Annotated in this window: 13 protein-coding genes, 1 tRNA gene and 2 pseudogenes; 9 read left to right on the forward strand and 7 right to left on the reverse strand. The window is 65.2% G+C overall.

Annotation, left to right across the window (positions count from 1 at the left end; all coding sequences use genetic code 11):
- Window positions 1-6: 6 nt before the first annotated feature.
- Together recR and ACRQ5J_RS09955 are read left to right on the forward strand one after the other, a co-directional pair.
- The gene (gene recR, locus ACRQ5J_RS09950; protein ID WP_432383010.1) at window positions 7-597 is read left to right on the forward strand and encodes a recombination mediator RecR; all 591 of its coding nucleotides are present in this window, start codon (window positions 7-9) and stop codon (window positions 595-597) included.
- Window positions 594-1,811: a CaiB/BaiF CoA transferase family protein gene (locus tag ACRQ5J_RS09955; protein ID WP_432383012.1), complete on the forward strand. Its 1,218-nt coding sequence runs from the start codon at window positions 594-596 to the stop codon at window positions 1,809-1,811. The genes recR and ACRQ5J_RS09955 overlap by 4 nt, the downstream gene beginning before the upstream one ends.
- Before the next feature lie 71 nt (window positions 1,812-1,882).
- Here the strand turns inward: ACRQ5J_RS09955 and ACRQ5J_RS09960 are convergent, their stop codons facing one another.
- Window positions 1,883-4,021, reverse strand: coding sequence for a putative bifunctional diguanylate cyclase/phosphodiesterase (locus ACRQ5J_RS09960; RefSeq protein ID WP_432383014.1), 2,139 nt, complete (start codon window positions 4,019-4,021; stop codon window positions 1,883-1,885).
- Window positions 4,022-4,023: 2 nt separating this feature from the next.
- Complete coding sequence (locus tag ACRQ5J_RS09965; protein ID WP_432383618.1) at window positions 4,024-6,855, reverse strand: response regulator; 2,832 nt, start codon at window positions 6,853-6,855, stop codon at window positions 4,024-4,026.
- 130 nt (window positions 6,856-6,985) lie between these two features.
- On the opposite strand from ACRQ5J_RS09965, the gene ACRQ5J_RS09970 reads away from it, so the two are divergent.
- Window positions 6,986-8,191 (forward strand): glycosyltransferase, encoded by a 1,206-nt coding sequence (locus ACRQ5J_RS09970; RefSeq protein WP_432383016.1) that lies wholly within the window; start codon window positions 6,986-6,988, stop codon window positions 8,189-8,191.
- 54 nt (window positions 8,192-8,245) lie between these two features.
- On the opposite strand, the gene ACRQ5J_RS09975 is transcribed toward ACRQ5J_RS09970, so the two are convergent.
- The 4 genes and pseudogenes from ACRQ5J_RS09975 to ACRQ5J_RS09990 all read right to left on the reverse strand — a co-directional run bounded on the left by ACRQ5J_RS09975 (window position 8,246) and on the right by ACRQ5J_RS09990 (window position 12,514).
- Window positions 8,246-9,163: a PEP-CTERM sorting domain-containing protein gene (locus ACRQ5J_RS09975; protein ID WP_432383018.1), complete on the reverse strand. Its 918-nt coding sequence runs from the start codon at window positions 9,161-9,163 to the stop codon at window positions 8,246-8,248.
- Between the two features lie 142 nt (window positions 9,164-9,305).
- Complete coding sequence (locus tag ACRQ5J_RS09980) at window positions 9,306-9,980, reverse strand: acyltransferase (protein ID WP_432383020.1); 675 nt, start codon at window positions 9,978-9,980, stop codon at window positions 9,306-9,308.
- A gap of 259 nt (window positions 9,981-10,239) precedes the next feature.
- Window positions 10,240-10,440 (reverse strand): YbdD/YjiX family protein, encoded by a 201-nt coding sequence (locus ACRQ5J_RS09985; RefSeq protein WP_218306841.1) that lies wholly within the window; start codon window positions 10,438-10,440, stop codon window positions 10,240-10,242.
- Window positions 10,440-12,514: pseudogene (locus tag ACRQ5J_RS09990) on the reverse strand (carbon starvation CstA family protein). The gene ACRQ5J_RS09985 and the pseudogene ACRQ5J_RS09990 overlap by 1 nt, the downstream one beginning before the upstream one ends.
- Window positions 12,515-12,686: 172 nt before the next feature.
- Between ACRQ5J_RS09990 and ACRQ5J_RS09995 the strand changes: the two are divergent.
- From ACRQ5J_RS09995 to ACRQ5J_RS10020, 6 genes and pseudogenes are all read left to right on the forward strand, one after another.
- Window positions 12,687-14,047: pseudogene (locus tag ACRQ5J_RS09995) on the forward strand (cache domain-containing protein).
- Between the two features lie 5 nt (window positions 14,048-14,052).
- Complete coding sequence (locus ACRQ5J_RS10000) at window positions 14,053-14,670, forward strand: response regulator transcription factor (RefSeq protein ID WP_432383022.1); 618 nt, start codon at window positions 14,053-14,055, stop codon at window positions 14,668-14,670.
- 208 nt (window positions 14,671-14,878) lie between these two features.
- Window positions 14,879-16,048 (forward strand): EAL and HDOD domain-containing protein, encoded by a 1,170-nt coding sequence (locus ACRQ5J_RS10005; RefSeq protein WP_432383024.1) that lies wholly within the window; start codon window positions 14,879-14,881, stop codon window positions 16,046-16,048.
- 59 nt (window positions 16,049-16,107) lie between these two features.
- A complete protein-coding gene (locus ACRQ5J_RS10010; RefSeq protein WP_432383026.1) occupies window positions 16,108-18,135 on the forward strand; it encodes a putative bifunctional diguanylate cyclase/phosphodiesterase in 2,028 nt (675 codons plus the stop codon).
- A gap of 51 nt (window positions 18,136-18,186) precedes the next feature.
- Window positions 18,187-18,276, forward strand: a tRNA-Ser gene (locus ACRQ5J_RS10015).
- Window positions 18,277-19,130: 854 nt separating this feature from the next.
- Entirely contained in the window at window positions 19,131-19,607 is a 477-nt protein-coding gene (locus ACRQ5J_RS10020) for an FxDxF family PEP-CTERM protein (protein ID WP_432383619.1), read from the forward strand.
- A gap of 577 nt (window positions 19,608-20,184) precedes the next feature.
- On the opposite strand, the gene ACRQ5J_RS10025 is transcribed toward ACRQ5J_RS10020, so the two are convergent.
- A complete protein-coding gene (locus tag ACRQ5J_RS10025) occupies window positions 20,185-20,454 on the reverse strand; it encodes a hypothetical protein (protein WP_432383028.1) in 270 nt (89 codons plus the stop codon).
- Between the last annotated feature and the right edge of the window lie 157 nt (window positions 20,455-20,611).

Here is a 20,611-nt window from a genome sequence, read left to right on the forward strand (position 1 = left end):
GGAACCATGTCCAAGTCGCTGGAATTCCTGACGGAGGCGTTGCGCCGGTTGCCCGGCGTCGGGCCAAAGTCGGCGCAGCGCATGGCGTTCCACCTGCTGCAGCATGACCGTGAAGGCGCGGACATGCTGTCGCGCGCACTGCACCAGGCGGTCAGCGCCGTGCACCACTGCGCGCTGTGCAACACCTTCACCGAAGAAGACGTCTGCGATATGTGCAGCGACGAGCAGCGCGACCGCCGCCTGCTGTGCGTGGTCGAAACGCCCGCCGATCAGCTGATGATCGAGCAGACGCTGACCTACAAGGGCCTGTACTTCGTGCTGATGGGCCGGCTGTCGCCGCTGGACGGCATCGGCCCGAAAGACATCCATCTCGAAAAACTGGTGGCGCGCGCCGCCAGCGGCCTGGTCACCGAAGTGGTGCTGGCCACCAATTTCACCAACGAAGGCGAAGCCACCGCCCACTACATCAGCGAGATGCTGAAGGCGCGCGGCCTCAAGGTCAGCCGCCTGGCGCGCGGCGTGCCGGTCGGCGGCGAACTCGAATACGTGGACGCCGGCACCATCGCCCGCGCCATGCTGGATCGAAGGGCAACATGAGCGCCAAAAACACTGCCGGCCCGTTGCAGGGCATCAAGGTACTCGAACTGGGCACGCTGATCGCGGGCCCTTTTTGCGCGCGCATGCTGGCCGAGTTCGGCGCGGAAGTGATCAAGGTGGAAGCGCCCGATGGCGGCGACCCGATCCGCAAATGGCGGGTGCTGAAGGACGGCACCTCGCTGTGGTGGTCGGTTCAGTCGCGCAATAAAAAATCGCTGACGCTGAACATGAAGCATGCGCAGGGCCGCGAGATCGCGCGCAAGCTGGCGCTGGAAGCCGACATCATCATCGAGAACTACCGCCCCGGCGTATTGGAGAAGTGGGAGCTGGGCTACGAACAGTTGAAGGCCATCGATCCATCGACCATCATGGTGCGCCTGTCCGGCTTCGGCCAGACCGGGCCGATGAAGGATCTGCCGGGCTTCGGTGCCATCGGCGAATCGATGGGCGGCCTGCGCTATGTTTCCGGCCACGCCGACCGGCCGCCGGTGCGCGTGGGCGTGTCGATCGGCGATTCGGTGGCGGCGCTGCACGGTGTAATCGGCGCCATGATGGCGCTGCGCCACCGCGACGCCACCGGCGGCAAGCGCAAGGGCGAGGGCCAGATGGTCGACGTGGCCTTGTACGAATCGGTGTTCAATCTGATGGAATCGCTGGTGCCGGAGTTCGACCACGCCGGCGTGGTGCGCGAACGCACCGGCGGCTCGCTGCCGGGCATCGTGCCGTCCAATACCTATACCACCAGCGACGGCGAGAACATCGTCATCGCCGGCAATGGCGACGCCATCTTCAAGCGGCTGGTGCTGGCGATGGGGCGCATCGACCTGGCCGGCAACCCGGAGCTGGAGCGCAACGACGGCCGCGTCAGGCACACGCAGATGATCGACGACGCCATCCAGGCCTGGTGCGCCACGCACACCATCGACAGTGCGCTGGCGGTGCTGAAGGCGGCCGATGTCCCGGCCGGCAAAATCTATTCGGTGCGCGATATGATGAGCGACCCGCAATTCTTGGCCCGCGAGATGTTCGAGCAGCACCAGTTCGCCGACGGCACGCCGGTCAAGCTGCCGGCGATTTCGCCGAAGCTTTCGGCCACGCCGGGCCGCACCAAGTGGCTGGGGCCGACGCTGGGCCAGCACAACGACGAAGTGCTGCAAGCGCTCGGCTACAGCGCCGAGGCCATCGCCGCCATGAGGCAGCAAGGCGTCTTGTAAGCGGCCTGGATGAGGCTGTAGTCCCGCGCCCGGGCATGGCATGTTCAGCAAACCCGCATCGCCGACGCTCGTCAGGTCATCGCCAGCGCGCCCTGGTTGCTGAGCATGTGCGGGATGGCGTCGGGCGGGGAGGGATGGCCGAGGTAGTAGCCCTGGACCATGTCGCAGCCGTATTGCTCCAGCAGGTCGAACTGGGCGTCGGTTTCCACGCCCTCGGCCACCACCGCCATCTTCAGCCCGTGCGCCATGGCGATGATGGCGCGGGTGATGGCGGCGTTCTCCGAATCGAGCGGCAGGCCGCTGATGAAGCTCTTGTCGATCTTCAGCGCGCGCACCTCGAAGCGCTTGAGGTAGTTCATTGACGAGTAGCCGGTGCCGAAGTCGTCGATCGACAGGTAGACGCCGATGCCGCGCAGCTGCTCCAGCGTAACCAGCGTGGCGCGGGCGTCGTCCATCAGCGTGCCCTCGGTCAGTTCCAGTTCCAGCAGCTCAGGCGGCAGGCCGGTGTCGGTCAGCGCCGACAGCACCATCTGCGCCAGATGCTCGTCCTTGAACTGCTTGGCGGACAGGTTCACCGCCACCCGCACCGGCCGCTTGCCGGGCGTCTGCCACGCCACGGCCTGCTGGCAGGCCGTGCGCAACACCCAGGCGCCGATCGGCACGATGAGGCCGGTTTCCTCGGCCAGCGGAATGAACTCGGTCGGCGAGATGACGCCGCGCTCCGGATGGCGCCAGCGCACCAGCGCCTCGAAGCCGATGATCTGCGCGCTGGCGACGTCGATCTGCGGCTGGTACAGCAGATACAGCTCGTCATTCTGCAAGGCCTTGCGCAGGCCGACTTCCAGCCTGACGTGGCTCATGATCTGCATGGTCAGCGAGGAGCTGTACAACTTGGCGTTGTTCTTGCCGCAGTTCTTGGCGTGGTACATGGCGGTGTCGGCGAACTTCAGCAGCGAGTTGCAGTCCTCGCCGTCCTCCGGATACAGCGAAATGCCGATGCTGGCGGTGACGAAGATCTCGTTGGTGTCGAGCTGAAACGGCCGGCGCATCGCTTCCTTGACGCGGTGCGCGACGTTGAGCGCGTCCTCGACCCGTTCCAGGTCGGGAATCAGGATCGTGAATTCATCGCCGCCAAGCCGCGCCAGGTTGGCGGCGGACTCGGCGCGCGAGACCAGATCGCCCGGCCGCGTGGTGTCGCGCAGCCGCTCCGACACCGCCTGCAACAGATGGTCGCCGACGTCGTGCCCCAGCGTGTCGTTGATGCGCTTGAAGGCGTCGAGGTCCATGAACAGCACGGCAAATTTCTTGTTGGCCTTGCGCGAGCGCGCCAGTTCGGCCTCCAGCGTTTCCAGAAACGCCTGGCGGTTGGGAATGCCGGTCAGCGAATCGCAATAGGCCAGGCGGCGGATTTGCTCTTCGCTGCGCTTGCGTTCGCTGATATCGCGCACCAGGCCCAGCACCTCGTCCGGCCCGGTCGCCACCAGCCGCGCCTCGAAGTGACGCACCGGCAATGGCGCCGGATGCTCGCCCTGGCGCGCGCGCGGCGCCGGGCCGGGCATCGGCAGTTCGTAGTCCAGCGAGCCGATATGCTGGGTTGCCAGCACCTCGCGCACCTGTTCCAGCATGTGGCCGGCGATGTCCGGCGGCAGCACCTGGCTCAGGTGACGTCCGACACATAGCTCGCTGGCGAAGACGTTGCTGGCTTCGTGGCCCTGCTCGTAGTCGAGGTAGTAGCCGTCCTTGTTCATGCGGAAGAAGGTGTCGGGGATGGCAGCGAGCACCGCGCGGTGCTGGGCGTCGGCGATGCGCAGGCGGCTGATGGCGTCGCTGGCGCGCAGCACGTACAGCACGCGGTGGCCGAGGATGGGCCAGTTGATCGGCTTGGAGACGAAGTCGGTGGCGCCGGCCTCGTAGGCGCGCGTGACCGATTCAAGCTCGTCGCCGCCGGTGACCATGATGATGGGCACGGCCGCCTGCGATTCGAGGCGGCGGATTTCGCGGCAGACGGCAAAGCCGTCCATGCCGGGCATGTCGACGTCCAGCAGCACCAGGTCGGGCGCGACGCGCTGGTGGCAGGCCACGGCCTGCAGGCCGTCTTCGGCCTCGATGGCGTCAAGGCCGACCTGGGCCAGCATTTGCAGCATCAGGAAGCGCATCGTGGGATCGTCGTCGGCGACCAGCACCAGGCCGCGCTTGGGGGAAGTTGCCATGGTTAGAATTCCTTTTCCAGCAATGCTCCCAACGCCTGCCGCGCGGCCTGGAAAGATCGTTCCATATCGGCCAGCAAGGCAGCGGCGCCGGCGGTGGTGTTGTTGCGTCCGAGTTGCTCGGCCTCCTTGCAGCGCTGCGCCAGCGCATGCGCGCCGACATTGGCGCTGCTGGACTTGAGACTGTGCGCGGCCTTGCGCAGTTGCCCGGCGTCGTCGCTGGCGATGGCTTGCCGGATCGTGCGCAGCTGGGCCGGCGTGTCGTGGACGAAGGCGTGCAGCACGCGTTCCAGCAGCGCAGCGCCGTTGGCCGGGCTGAGCGCCCGGATATTGTCCAGCGCCTGCCGCTGGATGATGTCCTCGTCCGGCGGCGCCGCCGCGGCCGGCGTGGCCGGCGCCGCGCGCGGCAGGCTGATCCAGCGCGACAGCGTTTGCCCCAGGGCCTGCTGGGTGAAGGGCTTGCTCAGGTAATCGTCCATGCCGGCGGCCAGGCATGATTCGCGGTCGCCCTGCAGGGCGTTGGCGGTGATGGCGATGATCGGCAGGCTGCGCGCGCGGCCGCGTTGCAACTCGTGGCGGCGGATTTCCGTGGTGGCGGCAAAGCCGTCCATCACCGGCATCTGGCAGTCCATCAGCACCAGGTCGAAGTCGTCGGCCTGCACCGAATGCAGCGCCTCCTCGCCGTTGCCGGCGCGGCTGACTTCCAGCCCCAGGCCTTCCAGCATCGCGCTGGCGACTTCGACATTGACCGGGTTGTCTTCCGCCAGCAGCACCTTGCGGCGCTTGCGGGGCCGCGCGCCGGCCGCGCTGCCGGCGCTCAGCGCGCTTACCGGCGGCGCGGCTGGGGCCACGGCGGCGTCGATGGCCGGCATGGTTTCGCGGCCATTGCGTCCGTCGCGGCCGCCGTCCCTGCCGCGCAGCGGCGTGACGATCGCTTCGTACAAATCGCCGTCACGGGGCGGCTTGATCAGCTGGAAGGCGACGCCGGCCTCGCGCCGCTGCACGTTGTCGGCCGCATCGCGCTCGCTGCTGAGCAGCACCACGCGCAGCGCCGCGCCGCTGGCGCGGATGGCCGCCGCCAGCGCCAGCCCCGAGGTGCGCGGCTGCGCCATGTCGAGCAGCGCCACATCGTAGGCGTGGCCGTCCGCCGCGCCCTGTTCGAGCCGGGACAGCGCGTCGGCGGCGTTGGCGCAGGCGCAGGCGATGCGCCAGGCCGCCAGTTGCCGCTCCAGTGCGGCGCGGCTGACGGGATTTTCATCGACAATCAAAGCGCGGATTCCCTGTGTTGCGGTGGAAGGATCGTCGCTATCGAGACGACGTTTATCGAAATTTACGGCAAACCAGAAGATCGAACCTTGAGTTAGCGCATGCTCGACGCCTATCGCGCCGCCCATCAGCTCGACCAACTGGCGGGAAATCGCCAGTCCCAGGCCGGTGCCGCCGTGCTTGCGGGTGGTCGAACCGTCGGCCTGCGAGAACGAGTCGAAGATGCGCGCGCGCGCCTCGGACGAGACGCCGATGCCGGTGTCATGCACCTCGAAGCGCAGGCCGACCGCTTGCGCGTCCTCGCGCGCCACGCGCACCTTGACGGTGATCTGGCCGGTGTCGGTGAATTTGATGGCGTTGCCGAGCAGATTGAAAAGCACCTGCCGCAGCCGGTTGGGGTCGCCGCAGACGCTGAGCGGAATATTGTTGGCGACGTCCAGTTCCAGCGTCAGCCCCTTGGCCTGGGCCTGGGGCGAAAACACGTTGTCGATGTCGTCAAGCAGGTCGCGGAAATTGAAATGGATGTACTCCACCGTCAGCTTGCCGGCCTCGATCTTGGAAAAATCCAGAATATCGTTGATGATCACCAGCAAATGCTCGCCGGAGCGCTTGACCATGCTGGTGTAATGGCGCTGCTGCTCGCTGAGGCGGGTCGCCAGCAGCAGCTCCGTCATGCCCAGCACGCCATTCATCGGCGTGCGGATTTCATGGCTCATGGTGGCGAGAAAGGCGCTTTTCGCCTGGCTGGCGGCTTCGGCGGCGTTCTTGGCTTTCTCCAGCTGTTCGGTGCGGACGCTGACCTGGCGTTCCAGCTGGTCGCGGTATTGCGCCAGCGCGGCGTCGCGCCCTTCGACCTGCGCCAGCATATCGTTGAAGCTGTCGATCAGCGCGCCCAGCTCGTCGTGGCGCTGGTGGCTGATGCGCGGCGTCGGCTGGCCACGGCTGACCTGTTGCGCCGCCGCGATCAGCTTGCCGACCGGCTCGCCGATGCTGCCCTTGAAGCGCGCCGCCGTCAGCAGCGCCAGCATGAACGCCAGCGTGGCGGCCACCACGGCGGCGCCGAGATTTTTCAGGATATCGAGCCACATCCGCCACTGCGATGCCTCGACCATGACCACGCCGCTGCGCTGCTGGCCGTCGCGCAGCACGCGGTAGACGCGCAGCGCCGGCGCCCACGGCGGGCCGCTGCGTTCGGCGTGCAGGTCGGCGCCGCCAGCGCGCATGGGCAGCGTGTCCGGGCCGGCGTCCCCGGCCGGCAGGTGCGGCGAGGTGTAGCGCGCCAGCAGCCTGCCGTCGCCGCCGTAGAGCGCGGCCTGCAGGATGTCATCGGCGCCGGCCAGCGCGGCCAGCGTCTGTCTGGCCAGCTCGCGGTCGGCGTCGGCCAGCGCGCCGCGGCTGTGGCTGCCGATGACGCCGGCCAGCGTGGTTAATTGCCGCCGCGCGTCTTCGCCATGGCCGAGCACCAGCGTCGCGGCAAACGCCGCCAACACCAGCAGCAGCGCGCAGCCGGTGGACAGCACCGACATGATGGTGAGTTGTTGACCGAGTCCCGAGCGTTCAAAGTGGCGCATCGCGTTGCCCATTCACAAATTCCAATAAGAAAATATATGTATCAGGCGAGCTCGACTTTGATCTGCGTCTAAGGCGGGCACGTTTGAGCTGCCTCAAACAACGCGCGGTTCAGCGCCGCAAGCTGTGGACATGGATCGCAAAAAAATCTTGTTCGTGGCCGAGGCCGTAACACTGGCGCATGTCGGCCGTCCGCTGGCGCTGGCGCAAATGCTGGACCGGCAGCGCTACGACGTGCATCTTGCCTGTGCGCCCGGCTACGAAGTCTTCTTCAAGGGCAGCAATGTCCACCACTGGACGCTGAACAGCATCGCCAGCGCGCAATTCCTGGCGGCCTTGGCCAGGGGCAAGCCCGTGTATGACGCCGCCACGCTGGCGCAATATGTGCTGGACGACCTGCGCCTGTTGCAGGCGGTGCGGCCGGATGTGGTGGTCGGCGACTTCCGGCTGTCGCTGTCGGTCAGCGCGCGGCTGGCGCAGGTGCCGTATGTGGGCGTGATCAATGCCTATTGGAGTCCGTACGTGGCGCAGCGCTACCGGGTGCCGGCCATCGCCTTGTCGCGGCTGTTGCCGATACCGCTGGCCGATACCTTGTTCAACCTGGTGCGCCCGGCGGCGTTCGCGTTGCACAGCATGCCGCTGAACCGGGTGCGCCGCGCCTATCAGCTGCCGTCGCTGGGCCACGACTTGCGCCGCATCTACACCGATGCCGATTACATCTTGTATGCCGACACCCCGGAAATGTTTCCCGCCCATGATTTGCCGGTCACGCACTCCTATCTCGGGCCGGTGATGTGGTCGCCACCGACCGGGCTGCCGTCGTGGTGGGATGCGCTGCCGCGCGGGCGCGACATTGTCTACGTCACGCTGGGCAGTTCGGGGCAGGGCGCCTTGCTGCCGAAGGTGTTGCAGGCGCTGGCGCCGCTGCCGCTGACAGTGATCGCCGCCACCGCCGGCAATAGCGATCCGGGCTTGTTGCCGGACAACGCGCATGTGGCCAATTATTTGCCGGGCGAGCTGGCCGCGCAGCGCGCCCGGCTGGTGATCTGCAACGGCGGCAGCCCCACCAGCCAGCAGGCGCTGGCGGCCGGCGTGCCGGTGCTGGGCATCGCCGGCAACCTGGACCAGTACCTGAACATGGATGGCGTGTTGCGCACCGGCGCCGGCGCCTTGCTGCGCTCGGACCGCCTGACGGCGCGGCAGGTGAGCACGGCCACGCTGCGCCTGCTCGAAGCGCCGGCGGCGCACGACGCCGCGCAACGTGTGGCGCAGCAGTTCCAGCGCTACGACGCCGGCGCGCGTTTGTCCGGTGTGCTGGCGCAAATCCTGTGGCGCTAAAAAAGCGGACCGGGCGTTGATCCGCCGGTCCGCTGTCAAGGACCGCTGCTGCGGTCAGGACTGCACTTTGCGGCGCGTGCCCAGCGCGAGGCCCGCAAACCCCAGTCCTATCAGTGCCAGCGTTGCAGGCTCGGGAATCGTGGCGAAGCTCTGCGAGGAATCCACTTTCAGGAATGGCACGGTGGTGGGCGTGGAACCGTCCCACATCATGGTCGGCGTGAAGAACGACGGCACATTGGTGGTGCCGGTGAATTTGTCGACGAAGATGGAGCCGACCACCACGTCGAGGTAGTTGGGGTCGACATAGTCGATCATGAAGCGCGAGTCGAACGAGCCGGTGCCGACCGCGCCGGAGGCGCTGAAGCTGGCCTCGTTGAATACCAGGTGGCCGGAGAGAATCAGGATGCCGTCGCCATCGCCGCCGGCGCCGCAGCCGGTCGAGGTGGTGCCGGCGCCGTAGCAGCGCACGGTATCGGCGCCGTTGCCGGGAATGGCGCGGCTGCCGTCGGTGATGTCATCGAGGTAGATGGCCAGGTTCTGGACGCCGGCGCGCAGCGGATCGACGTCCATCGCCGCCGATTGGGATGGCGGCAGGCCGAAGTTGACCGTGGTGGCGGTTTGCGCCGTCACCAGTTCCTGGAAGCGCACCACTTTGCTGATTTCGTAGCTGGTGTTCAGCCCGGCCGGGGTGACGATGGCGGGGATATTGCTGTTCGACATAGTGCCGACCACCATTTGCGAGCGCAGCTCGGTCAGGTAGGGGGCGCTGGCGCCGGGGCCGACGATGCGGCCGGGAACGAAGCCGGTGGCGAGGCCGGTATCGGTGACGTTGGTCCACAGGTCGGCATAGGTGGTGTAGGAGCCGGTGCCGGTGGGGTCGAAGCCAAGGGTGGGCGCAGCGCTGGCGGTCAGCGGCGCCGCCAACGCGGCTGCCAGCAGGGCGACAGCCAGCGCGGGTTGGTAGGTTTTCATGTGTGCTCCTTGAAAAGGGCCACGGGAATCGGGGCCGTGCGGAGCTAAGAGCAAAAGCCTTGCCAGTGCTGGTGAAACGCATGGAATCAATCACTTGCGCGCAGCGCGTGCGGCGCGCCGGCGGGCGATGTAAGAAATTCCGTCATGGTTGGGCGGGCGCGGCCTTGATGCGGCGCGCCGGGATGCCGCCCCAGATTTCGCCGGCGCCGATCCGGGTGTCCTTGGTGACCACGGCGCCGGTGGAGACGATGGCGTTGTCGCCGATGCAGACGCCGGCCATCACCACCGCCTTGGCGCCGATGGTGACGGTATTGCCGATGGTGACCGCCTTCAGTTCCAGCCGCGCGCCTTCGATCACGTGGGCGAAGATCACGGCGTCGTGGCCGATGATGGTGTTGCTGCCGATGCGCGTCAGCGGCGGGTCGAGCAGGGCGCCGGCGCTGTAGGTGTTGGCGCCGAGCCGGGCGCCCAGCGCGAGGTAGACCAGCCTTTGCAGCGGCACCGGGATGAAGTGCGTGCGGATCAGCGAGTTGAACAGCAGCAGGTAGAACAGGATGTTGACGTTGGCGCTCAGCTCGTGGCGCGAGTGTTCGGCGACGTCCCCTTCATGCAGCGGCAGCACCAGCAGGAACAGGCGGTAGACCAGGAAGGCGTACAGGTAGACCAGCAGTACGCCGAGCAGCAGCAATATGACGCCGCGAAAGTCGCCCAGCGGCAGCGCGCCGAACAGCAGCGCGGTGGTGCCGACTGCCAGCAGAACGATCAGCGCCAGCAGGCACAGGAACACGGCGATCTGGCCGGGTTTGATGGCGCGCATATCAGTGGCCTCCGGCGGCCGCTGCGCGGCGGACGGGCGACAGCCGGTGCGGCCGGCTTGGCCGGCCTGGTTCTCGTGTTCCGCGTGGTCCGCGTGGCTGCGTCGGCGCTGGCGTGCGCACGGGGGCAGGGCCGGGCCAGGCAGGGCCGCGCTGAGCGCGATAGATCGGGTGTTCAAAAGTCATGCCGAGTTAGATGTATCGGCATGCTCCAAGTTCCGCGCCAGGCAAAAAAACCGGCTCACTGGGAGCCGGTCCTGATTAGCAACAACCGCCGCGCTTGCCTGCGCCGCCGTAGCGCGCCTCCTGTCGTTCGCGGAAGAATTCCTCGTACGTCATGTACGGCTCGCCGGGATGCGTGGTTTCCCGGTGCGTCACATAGGTGTCGTAGTCAGGCAGGCCCATCATCAGGCGCACGCTTTGCCCGAGATAGCGGCCGGCCTTGGCGATATCGCCCAGCATCACTGCACCTTGGCGGTCGCCAGCATGACCGGGCTTTCGTTGGCGGTCGGCTTGCTGTTGGCGCGCGCCGTCATGATGGTGCGGGCGCCGAAGATCAGCACGCTCAGCACGACCAGCACGAAGAAGCCGGCCAGCGAGGCGTCCAGGTAGTCGTTGAAGATCACCTGCTGCATCTGCGCCACCGATTTGGCCGGCGCCAGGATCTTGCCTTCGTCCAGCGCCGCCTGGTACTTGGCGGCGTGCGCCAGGAAGCCGATCTTCGGATTGGTGTCGAAGATTTTCTGCCAGCCGGCCGTCAGCGTGCACAGCAGCAGCCAGATGGTCGGCACGATGGTGACCCAGGCGTACTGGCCGCGCTTCATCTTGAACAGCACGCAGGTGCCGAGGATCAGCGCAATCGCCGCCAGCATCTGGTTGGCGATGCCGAACAGCGGCCACAGCGTGTTGATGCCGCCCAGCGGGTCGACCACGCCCTGGTACAGGAAGTAGCCCCAGGCCGCCACGCACAGGCCGGTTGCGGTCAGGTTGGCGAAGGTGTTGTCGGTTTTTTCATCGATGGTGCAAACGCGCCCAGCAGGTCTTGCAGCATGAAGCGGCCGGCGCGGGTGCCGGCGTCCACCGCCGTCAGGATGAACAGCGCCTCGAACAGGATCGCGAAGTGGTACCAGAAGGCCATCATCTCGCGGCCGCCCAGCACGTTGGACAGGATGTGGGCCATGCCCACCGCCAGCGTCGGCGCGCCGCCGGCGCGCGAGATGATGGTGTGCTCGCCGACATCCTTGGCCACCTGGGTCAGCATGTCCGGCGTGATGTAGAAGCCCATCTGCGAGACGGCCTGTGCCGCCGATTCAGCGGTGGTGCCGAGCAGCGCGGCAGGCGAGTTCATCGCGAAGTAGACGCCCGGATCGATGGTCGAGGCGGCCACCAGCGCCATGATGGCAACAAACGATTCCATCAGCATGGCGCCGTAGCCGATAAAGCGGGCGTGGGTTTCGTTCTCGATCATCTTCGGCGTCGTGCCCGACGAGATTAGCGCGTGGAAGCCGGACACGGCGCCGCAGGCGATGGTGATGAACAGGAACGGGAACAGCGAACCCGACCATACCGGGCCGGTGCCGTCGACAAACTTGGTCAGCGCCGGCATTTGCAGCTGCGGCGCGACAATGATGATGCCCAGCGCCAGGCCGACGATGGTGCCGATTTTCAGGAAGGTCGACAGGTAGTCGCGCGGCGCCAGCAGCAGCCACACCGGCAGCACCGAGGCGATGAAGCCGTAGCCGATCAGCATCCAGGTCAGCTCGGTGCCGGTGAAGGTGAACATCGGCGCCAGCGCCGGGTTCTCCTGCACCCACTGGCCGCCGAAGATGGCCGCCATCAGCAGGATGAAGCCGATGATCGAGACCTCGCCGACGCGGCCGACGCGGATGAAGCGCGAGTACACGCCCATGAACAGCGCGATCGGTATGGTCGCCATCACGGTGAAGCTGCCCCATGGCGAGCCGGTCAGCGCCTTGACCACGATCAGCGCCAGCACCGCCAGGATGATGACCATGATCATGAAGGTGCCCAGCAGCGCGATATTGCCCGGAATCGGCCCCAGTTCGGACTTGATCAGGTCGCCCAGCGAGCGGCCGTCGCGGCGCATCGAAATGAATAGCACGATAAAGTCCTGCACGGCGCCGGCAAACACCACGCCGGCCAGTATCCACAGCATGCCGGGCAGGTAGCCCATCTGCGCGGCCAGCACCGGGCCGACCAGCGGGCCGGCGCCGGCGATGGCGGCGAAGTGGTGGCCGAACAGCACGTTCTTATTGGTCGGCACGTAATCGAGGCCGTCGTTCATTTTTGCGGCCGGCGTCATGCGGCGCGGGTCCAGCCCCAGCACCTTGTCGGCGATGTACAGGCTGTAGAAACGGTAGGCGATCAGGTACACGCAGACGGCGGCGATGACGATCCAGATCGCGCTGATCGATTCGCCGCGGTGCAGGGCGACCACGCCCAGCGCCGACGCGCCAAACAGGGCCAGGGCGGCCCACCCGGCCTTGCTTGCCAGGGTAGATGGTTGGGTGTTCATGCTTCCTCCAAGGTTGTCCTTAGCCACTTTGCGCAGCTTATGACTAGTATTCAGCAAGCTGATAACACGATCAAGCGCAACATTACGCAAGCGGGCTGCGTACAACTACGTAGGCCGCGGCGGGCGCGGCGGCGTAGAATCGCGGCGACAAGAATATGAGGGGAGCAGGCCGATGAAGTTGCGGCAAAAGGTCATTTTTTTAGCCATCACGCCGCTGATCCTGGCGCTGTGCGCGATCGCGCTGGCGGTGCGCCACCAGTCGCAATTGCTGGCCCAGCAGCAGCGCGCGACCATCCAGCAGGCTTACCTGAGCAGCAAGGAGGCCGAACTGAAGCACTACGTCGCGCTGGCCTCGCATTCGATTTCCCATCTGTACGATGCCGGCCGCGACGACGCCGCCACGCGCGCCGAGGCGATGCGCATCCTGTCCTCGCTCAGCTACGGCGACGACGGTTATTTTTCCTCTACGACATGCAGGGCAACACGCTGATGCATCCGCGCCAGCCGGAGCTGGTCGGCCAGAACCTGTTCGGCCTGCGTGACGAGCATGGCCGGCCGACCATCCAGAACCTGTTGCAGCGCGCCCGCGAGGGTGGCGGACTGGAGCGCTACATGTGGGTCAAGCCATCCACGCACAAGCCGGTGGCCAAGCTCGGCTACGTGATCGCCATGCCGAAGTGGGGCTGGATGATGGGCACCGGCATTTATCTCGACGATGTCGACCAGGCGCTGGCCAAGATCGACATCCAGCAATCGGGCAACATCCACAGCACCATGCTGTGGATCGCCGGCATTGCGATCGCCGCCGCCGTGGCGGTGGCCAGCTCCGGGCTGGCGCTCAATATCAGCGAGCTGCGCGTGGCCGACGCCAAGCTCAAGGTGCTGGCGCAGCGGGTGGTCGAGTCGCAGGAAGAGGAGCGGGCCCGGCTGTCGCGCGATTTGCACGATGGCATCAGCCAGTGGCTGGTGTCGATCAAGTTGCAGATCGAGGCCGGCATCATCCGGCTGGCGTCCGCCAGGCCCGGGCAGCAGCAGGCGGCGCAGGCGGTGTTCGAGCACGCCGCCGACCAGCTCAGCAACGTGATGGGCGAGGTGCGCCGGATTTCGCACAATCTGCGCCCGGCCATCCTCGACGACCTCGGCCTGGCGGCCGCGCTGCACCACCTGGCCAAGGAGTACACCCTGAGTAGCGGCACTCCGGTACACTTTGAAACGTCCGGCGCGGTCGATGGCTTGGCCGATGTCGCCAACACCGTGCTGTTCCGCCTGGCGCAGGAGGCGCTGACCAACATCGAGCGCCACGCCGGCGCCAGCCGCATCGACATCTCGCTGGCTGGCGGCGACGCCGGCGTGACGCTGCGCATCCGCGACGACGGCCACGGCTTCGACGCCGAGGGCATCGCCCTGCATCCGCAGCGCGGCATCGGCTTGCGCAACATGATGGAGCGGATGGACGCCATTGGCGGCCGCTTTGAAATTATGTCATCGACCGATGGCACCCTGGTAACGGCGCATGCCGCGAACAACAGTTAAACGATATGACCAAGACGATCAAGATTCTGCTGGTGGACGACCACCCCCTGGTGCGCGACGGCCTGCGCGCGCGGCTGGAGGCGATGGCCCAATTCGACGTGGTGGCCGAGGCCGGCGGCGCGAGCGAGGCGCTGGAGCAGGCCGGACGCCATGCGGTCGACCTGGTGCTGATGGACATCAATATGCGCGGCATCAACGGCATCGAGGCCACCGCGCTGTTCAAGCAGGCGTTTCCCGACATCGCCGTGCTGATCCTGTCGATGCACGACAAGCTGGAATACGTGTCGCAGGCCATCCAGGCCGGCGCGCGCGGCTATGTCCTCAAGGACGCGCCCGGCAAGGACATCGTGGTGGCCATCGAGACGGTGATGTCGGGCGGCATCTACTACAGCGCCGCGCTGGCGCGCCAGCTGGCGCAGCCGCACACCCAGGACAACCAGCTGACCTCGCGCGAGCACGAGGTGCTGCGCCACATCGCCAACGGCGAGTCGAACAAGCAGATCGCCCGCGCGCTGGACCTGAGCGTGCGCACGGTCGAAACGCACCGCCTCAACATCAAGCGCAAGCTGGGCATCGAAGGGCAGGCGGAACTGATTCGTTTCGCGGTGCAAAACGCGCAGTAGAATTGTGGCGAAAAGCCCACTGAAAACGTTAAATCCTTGAGGATTTCTCAACAGAACGTGTTTGTACGGCAATATCTGCTATATTCCTGCACCGGCCAATTGGTCTTGTACTGGTTATACTGCTGATCGCACTACTATCATCATGGTATCTGATTGCTTAAAGTCAATTGTTGATCTAAGATGAATGCATAACCCTGATGAGATATTGATGTCTGCGCCTGAAATCAGCCCGTTTCCACTGGTGGAATTACAAGCAGTATCCAACGCTCATAATGAGTGGGTGGCACTGACTTTTGACGTTTCGCCCGACGCCGGCGACGCCTTCCAGGCCACGCTCACGCTGCTGAAAACGCCGGACGTGTTTGCCGCGCTGGCGCCGATGGAGTGCATCCTTCCCGTTCCCAATCCGCAATTGCTGGAGCAGTCGCAACTGGCCACGCTGCCGGCCAGCCGCATCCTGCTGCGCGTGCCGGCCGGCGCCTGCGCCGACGTGGCGGTGCAGAAGAAACTGGCTGGCCTGGCCGAAGCCGGCTACCGCATCATCGTCGACGGCGTGGCGGACGGTTCCGCCGCCACCATGTGCAGCGCCCGCGCGCTGATGGTGGACGCCGCGCTGACGCTGCCGCCGGTGCTGGCGCTGGTGGCCCAGCCGGGACCGCACCTGGCCACCGGCATGGGCAGCGAGGAACGCATCGCCGAATGCGCCAAGGCAGGCTTTAGCTGGTTTGCCGGCGACTTCGCCTACCACCCGTCGGCCGGCAGCACGGGCGGCGACGGCACTTCGCGCAAGCGCCTGCTGGCGCTGCTGGGCTTGCTGGCGCGCGACGCCGACTCGCGCGAGCTGGAAGTGCTGCTCAAGCAAGACCCGGCGCTGTCCTACCACTTGCTCAAACTGGTCAACTCGGCCGCCTTCGCGCTGAGTTCGCCGATCCACAGCTTCGGCCAGGCCATCAACGTGCTCGGCCGCCGCCAGCTGCAACGCTGGCTGCAACTGCTGCTGTACGCGCGCCAGCAGGACGACGGCCTGGCCAATCCGCTGCTGCCGCTGGCGGCCGTGCGCGCCTCGATGATGGAGGTGCTGGCCAAGGGGCAGGGCTGGGACCGCGACCGCCAGGACATGGCTTTTGTGGCCGGCGTGTTTTCGCTGCTCGACAAGCTACTGGCCATGCCGATGACCGAAATCGTCGCCGCGCTCAGCCTCGACCTCGACGTCGTGATGGCGCTGCTGGACCGTAGCGGACCGCTGGGCGGGCTGCTCACGCTGGTCGAACGGCAGGACGGCGCGGCTTTGGAGCAGGCCGGCATCACGCGCCAGGCCTACTGGGAAGCGCAGTTGCAGGCTTACCACTGGGCGATCCAGGTCAGCAGGAATATATAGATCATGCGCGCGCCCCCGTCTCCGATTTCCTGACCAACAGCGCGGCCTTATGCGACGCGGTGTTGCGGCTGCGCGGCACCGCGCTGGTCCAGGAGCTCGGACGCATCGTCCGCGCCGTGCTCAACAGCCCGCTCGGCGAATACATCCCGGCCGAATCGTCGGCGCTGCTGCTGCAACCGCCGCTGACGCCGGTGCAGGCGGCCAACGACGACGCCGTGCCGAGCCTGAGCCAGGACGTCCGCTTCGACCAGCAGTTCTTCGGCCGCTTTGTGGTGTCCGGCCGCGCCCAGTACAGCGAGCAGGACCGCCAGCACCTGGCCAGCCTGGCCAGCCTGGCCGGCAGCGTGCTGCAAGTGCACTCGGTAGCCCAGCGCACCACCCACGCCTACGTGCAGATGGAAGCGCAATTGCAGCACCAGGCGCAAATCCTCGACCAGATCCACGAGTCGGTGCTGACCATGGACATGAACGGTTTCATCATCAGCTGGAACAAGGGCGCTGAACGGCTGTTCGGCTACACCGCGGTGGAAGCGGTCGGGCGCAACATCCTGTTCCTCTACGACGACGAGGACATCGGCTTCCACGACGCCTTCCTGGAGCAGGGCGGGCGGCTGATGGAGGTGCGCCGCAAAAAGAAGAATGGCGAGGTGTTCTGGGCCAGCCTGTCGCTGTCGCCGCTGTGCGACATCAACGAGCGCTCGGTCGGCCTGATCGCCTACCTGACCGACATCACCGAGCGCAAGATGGCCGAGGAGCGCATCCACCACCTGGCCTACTACGACGCGCTGACCAACCTGCCGAACCGCACGCTGCTGACCAAGCTGGTCGACCAGGCGCTGATGGTGGCGCAGCGCAACAAGGCGCATGGCTGCGTGCTGTTCATCGACCTCAACCGCTTCAAGCTGATCAACGACACGCTGGGCCGCGCCATCGGCGACGCGCTGCTGGTCGAAGTCTCGCGCCGTTTCCGCACCGTGCTGCGCGACCAGGACCTGGTGGCGCGGCTGGGCGGCGACGAATTTGCCGTCGGCCTGTTCGACATCGGCCAGCACTTCGAGGCCAGCATGGTCGCGCAAAAACTGCTGGCCACGCTGAACGAACCGATCATCATCGACGGCCACGACCTGCGCGTCGGCGGCAGCATTGGCATCAGCGTCTACCCGCAGGACGGCCATGACGCCGAAACGCTGCTGCGGCTGGCCGACATCGCCATGTACCGCGCCAAGCAGGAGGGCGGCGACGAGGGCGACCACATCGCCTTCTACAGCCAGGACATGAACCAGGGCATGCAGGAGCGGATGCGCATCGAAAGCGGGCTGCGCGCCGCGCTCGGCAACGGCGAGCTGCTGCTGCACTACCAGCCCAAGTACTCCATCCCGGACGGCAAGATCATCGGTGCCGAAGCGCTGGTGCGCTGGCGCCATCCGCAGCGCGGGCTGGTGCCGCCGTCCGAATTCATCCCGCTGGCCGAGGCCACCGGGCTGGTGGTGCAGGTCGGCGAATGGGTGCTGGAAACCGCGTGCGCGCAGGCGCAGGCGTGGAAGCACGCCGGGCTGCCGGCGATCCGGCTGGCGGTGAATGTCTCGGCGCGCGAATTCACGGCCGCCTTGCCCGGCCGCGTCAGCGAAACCCTGAAGCGCTACGGGCTGGAGCCATCGTGGCTGGAGCTGGAAATCACCGAAAGCACGTTGATGCACAACATCGACCGCGTGATCGGCATCATGGACCGCATCACCGCCATGGGCGTGACCTTGTCGCTGGACGACTTCGGCACCGGCTATTCCTCGCTGTCCTACCTGAAGCGCTTCCCGATCGACACCTTGAAGATCGACCGTTCGTTCACCATCGGCATTCCGGAAGACACCAACGACTGCGCCATTGCCAACACCATCATCAGCATCGCCCAGCAGCTCAAGCACAAAGTCATCGCCGAAGGCGTGGAAACGCTGGAGCAGCTGACCTTCCTGAAAAACTCCGGCTGCGACGAAGTGCAAGGCTACCTGTTCTCGAAACCGCTGGAAGCCGAAGCGTTCGAGCGCGCCCTGCGCGAAAACTGGCTGCCCAACCACGCCACCCGCGCGGCGTAACAGACGACGGGTGGTTTTGGGCTGAGAAATCTGTATAATGCTGCACACTTAGGAAGCGTGGCCGAGTGGTTGAAGGCAGCAGTCTTGAAAACTGCCGACGGTGAGAGCCGTTCGTGAGTTCGAATCTCACCGCTTCCGCCAACGACCCGCAATGCCCCCCCCCTCAAAGCGCTACTCAAACTACTGAAAATGTAGTGAAATCAAAGAGTTGGCATGAAATCATGCCAGCCGAGTCGCGCAGTCCGACAATCAAGAATTGCTGTCCATAGTCGCCAGTCGGCAACAAGGGGTACCGTCATCTACCGTACCTACAGGCCGCACGAAATAGCCATCACTACCCTCGCCGATGCCGGTTGCCACGAGGCGACACCCAACCTTCGGCTCAGATTTGCAGGTCGTTGGATCATGATCGAGAACGCTGCGCGCTGCTGCTGGTTATAAAGACCAGTCGAGGCGGACGCTTGCCGATCTGACGAAGGTGTACACGAAGGCTGGCGGGGTGCTGGTGTGAGCGCTGAAAAGCCGAAGTCTATCAACTTGACCAAATGGCAGGTTTGAATGCGATGCTGCTGGCGGCCTGATGCGCTGGAACGCAGGCGCCCGTCACCCAGCGTGTCGACGTGCCGCTCCAGGTGTCCTGCGTGACGCCGGGCAGGGTGCCGCAGCGCCCAGACTATGCGGCGGAGAAACTGGCACCCAACGCGACGGATGGTGAGAAGGTCGTGGCGCTGGCCAGCGAGTGGCCGCGGGGCCGGAAGTATGAAGGGGAGCTGGAAGCGGTCGTTGCAGGATGCCGGTGGTGGATCGGTACGCTAACCACTGGATTGCAATACGAACAACATATTGTGCATAAGTGTAGAAATATTGATACTATTTGTATTCTTCTATCACGCGGAGATTGACAGTTCAGAGCACTAGCCTTCATCGCTTGTTTATTTGTGTTTTCAACTGCGGCTCAAGCCCAAGATGAGAATCCTCCCGAGCGTATCGTCAAAGTGGACTTTCATGTCTGGAACTTTCAGGATTACGACACGTTTACCACGCCACCCCAAAATGACGTGGTGGGGTCAATCACGCTGCGATACGATGACTACATGCAAAACTGGGGAGAGGTCACTGCGATCGATTTGGTGATCGGCGGTTACCGCTGGAAACCGGAAGACGTCGAATGGTACCTCGATGGACAAGGCAGTCCCGAGCCCAACTCCTATCAGTTCAAGAGTGACTCACGTTTGGATAACTACTTTAGAATCTGGGGAACCCTAGATAGCACCAACACGCATGTCTTTGCAGGCTTTCAGTACAGCGTCAATAACAGTGCCTACTTCGAGTCCTATGACGGTAGCGCCACCTTGACGCAGTCTATCGTCGCGGTGCCAGAGCCTGAGACCTATGCGATGCTGCTCGCGGGATTAGGCTTGGTTGGTGCGGTTGCGCGTCGTCGTCGCCAAGCAGAGGGCAAGGCATCATAGACTTTGGGTTGCCTGGCAGCTTCTACTATCTCAAGCTGGCCGGGCCGGAATACTCGGTCTGCGGCCCCCCATCCATCGTCCACTCGTACAGAATCCCGTTTCGCACGCCCTCGCAGACATGTTCCTCGCCCAGCGCAGGACACGTCACCCACATGACTTGGCCATCGGGGGCGCCCTTCATTCGGAGCAGGGTGCCCCCGGGCGGCCACTCGCTCACATCTTCGCTTATAGCAAACCCGTTTGAGTGGCTGGCGCCGGCGTCGCCGTAGCTTTCCCCTGCGGTTCGGAACGCCTTTCCGCAACCTTGAGCTGTCGGTCCGAATTTTGTCTTGCGTCATCTGCAGTTGTGAACTTCTGGCTCGGTCCCAGCTATGTGGCCGTCGTTCCCGCGCAGGCGGGAATCCATAGACGATGTGCATTATGTTCAGCATGGGTTCCCGCCTTCGCGGGAACGACGGTGGTGGGGTGGTGGTCGCGGGATATCGGTGTGAACTTCTACCCCGTAGGTCTGGAGGTGACTTTGCCTGCTCGACGACCTCACAGGCGCGACGGTAGACACCGCTGCGCTTCCCGTCCGTTACTCTTCGAACGGGGCTTCTTCGATGGCGATGCGAACCTGGTCCGCCGGGCCGAGGTAGACGTCGCCGCCCAGCGCGCCGTCTTCAAACGCGAAGTGGGCGCCTTCTTCGTCTTCCACTACCCAGATGTCGGTGATGATGCGGTCAGTGGGATCGAGCGGGTTGATGACGTCGATCTTGCGGCGTTCGCCCGGTACCAGGTCCTTGACGGCGTCCTTGGTGCGCTCGGTGGCGAGCGGCATGTATTTCGCTGCGATGTGTTCGTTCATGTGATCCTCCTGCCGTTTATTGTAGACCCGGCTTGCCGCAGGCGACGTGCGCTGGGTAACCCATAGCGACCCCGTTGCGCCATTTTTAACCTGGATTCATGCCCGGCCCTGACTAGTCGCGCTTGCCGATTTTGTTATAAATTTTTCCGATTTCTTG

Origin of the sequence: Duganella sp. P38, assembly GCF_050859475.1 — a bacterium.
GTDB lineage: Bacteria > Pseudomonadota > Gammaproteobacteria > Burkholderiales > Burkholderiaceae_D > Rugamonas.

Bases quoted from the DNA above. Each gene is read 5' to 3' on its own strand.
- ACRQ5J_RS09970 (WP_432383016.1), top strand. From the start codon at position 6,986: ATGGATCGCAAAAAAATCTTGTTCGTGGCCGAGGCCGTAACACTGGCG.
- ACRQ5J_RS10005 (WP_432383024.1), top strand. From the start codon at position 14,879: ATGTCTGCGCCTGAAATCAGCCCGTTTCCACTGGTGGAATTACAAGCA.
- ACRQ5J_RS09960 (WP_432383014.1), bottom strand. From the start codon at position 4,021: ATGGCAACTTCCCCCAAGCGCGGCCTGGTGCTGGTCGCCGACGACGAT.
- ACRQ5J_RS09955 (WP_432383012.1), top strand. From the start codon at position 594: ATGAGCGCCAAAAACACTGCCGGCCCGTTGCAGGGCATCAAGGTACTC.
- ACRQ5J_RS10025 (WP_432383028.1), bottom strand. From the start codon at position 20,454: ATGAACGAACACATCGCAGCGAAATACATGCCGCTCGCCACCGAGCGC.
- ACRQ5J_RS09985 (WP_218306841.1), bottom strand. From the start codon at position 10,440: ATGCTGGGCGATATCGCCAAGGCCGGCCGCTATCTCGGGCAAAGCGTG.
- ACRQ5J_RS09975 (WP_432383018.1), bottom strand. From the start codon at position 9,163: ATGAAAACCTACCAACCCGCGCTGGCTGTCGCCCTGCTGGCAGCCGCG.
- ACRQ5J_RS09965 (WP_432383618.1), bottom strand. From the start codon at position 6,855: ATGCGCCACTTTGAACGCTCGGGACTCGGTCAACAACTCACCATCATG.
- recR (WP_432383010.1), top strand. From the start codon at position 7: ATGTCCAAGTCGCTGGAATTCCTGACGGAGGCGTTGCGCCGGTTGCCC.
- ACRQ5J_RS09980 (WP_432383020.1), bottom strand. From the start codon at position 9,980: ATGCGCGCCATCAAACCCGGCCAGATCGCCGTGTTCCTGTGCCTGCTG.
- ACRQ5J_RS10000 (WP_432383022.1), top strand. From the start codon at position 14,053: ATGACCAAGACGATCAAGATTCTGCTGGTGGACGACCACCCCCTGGTG.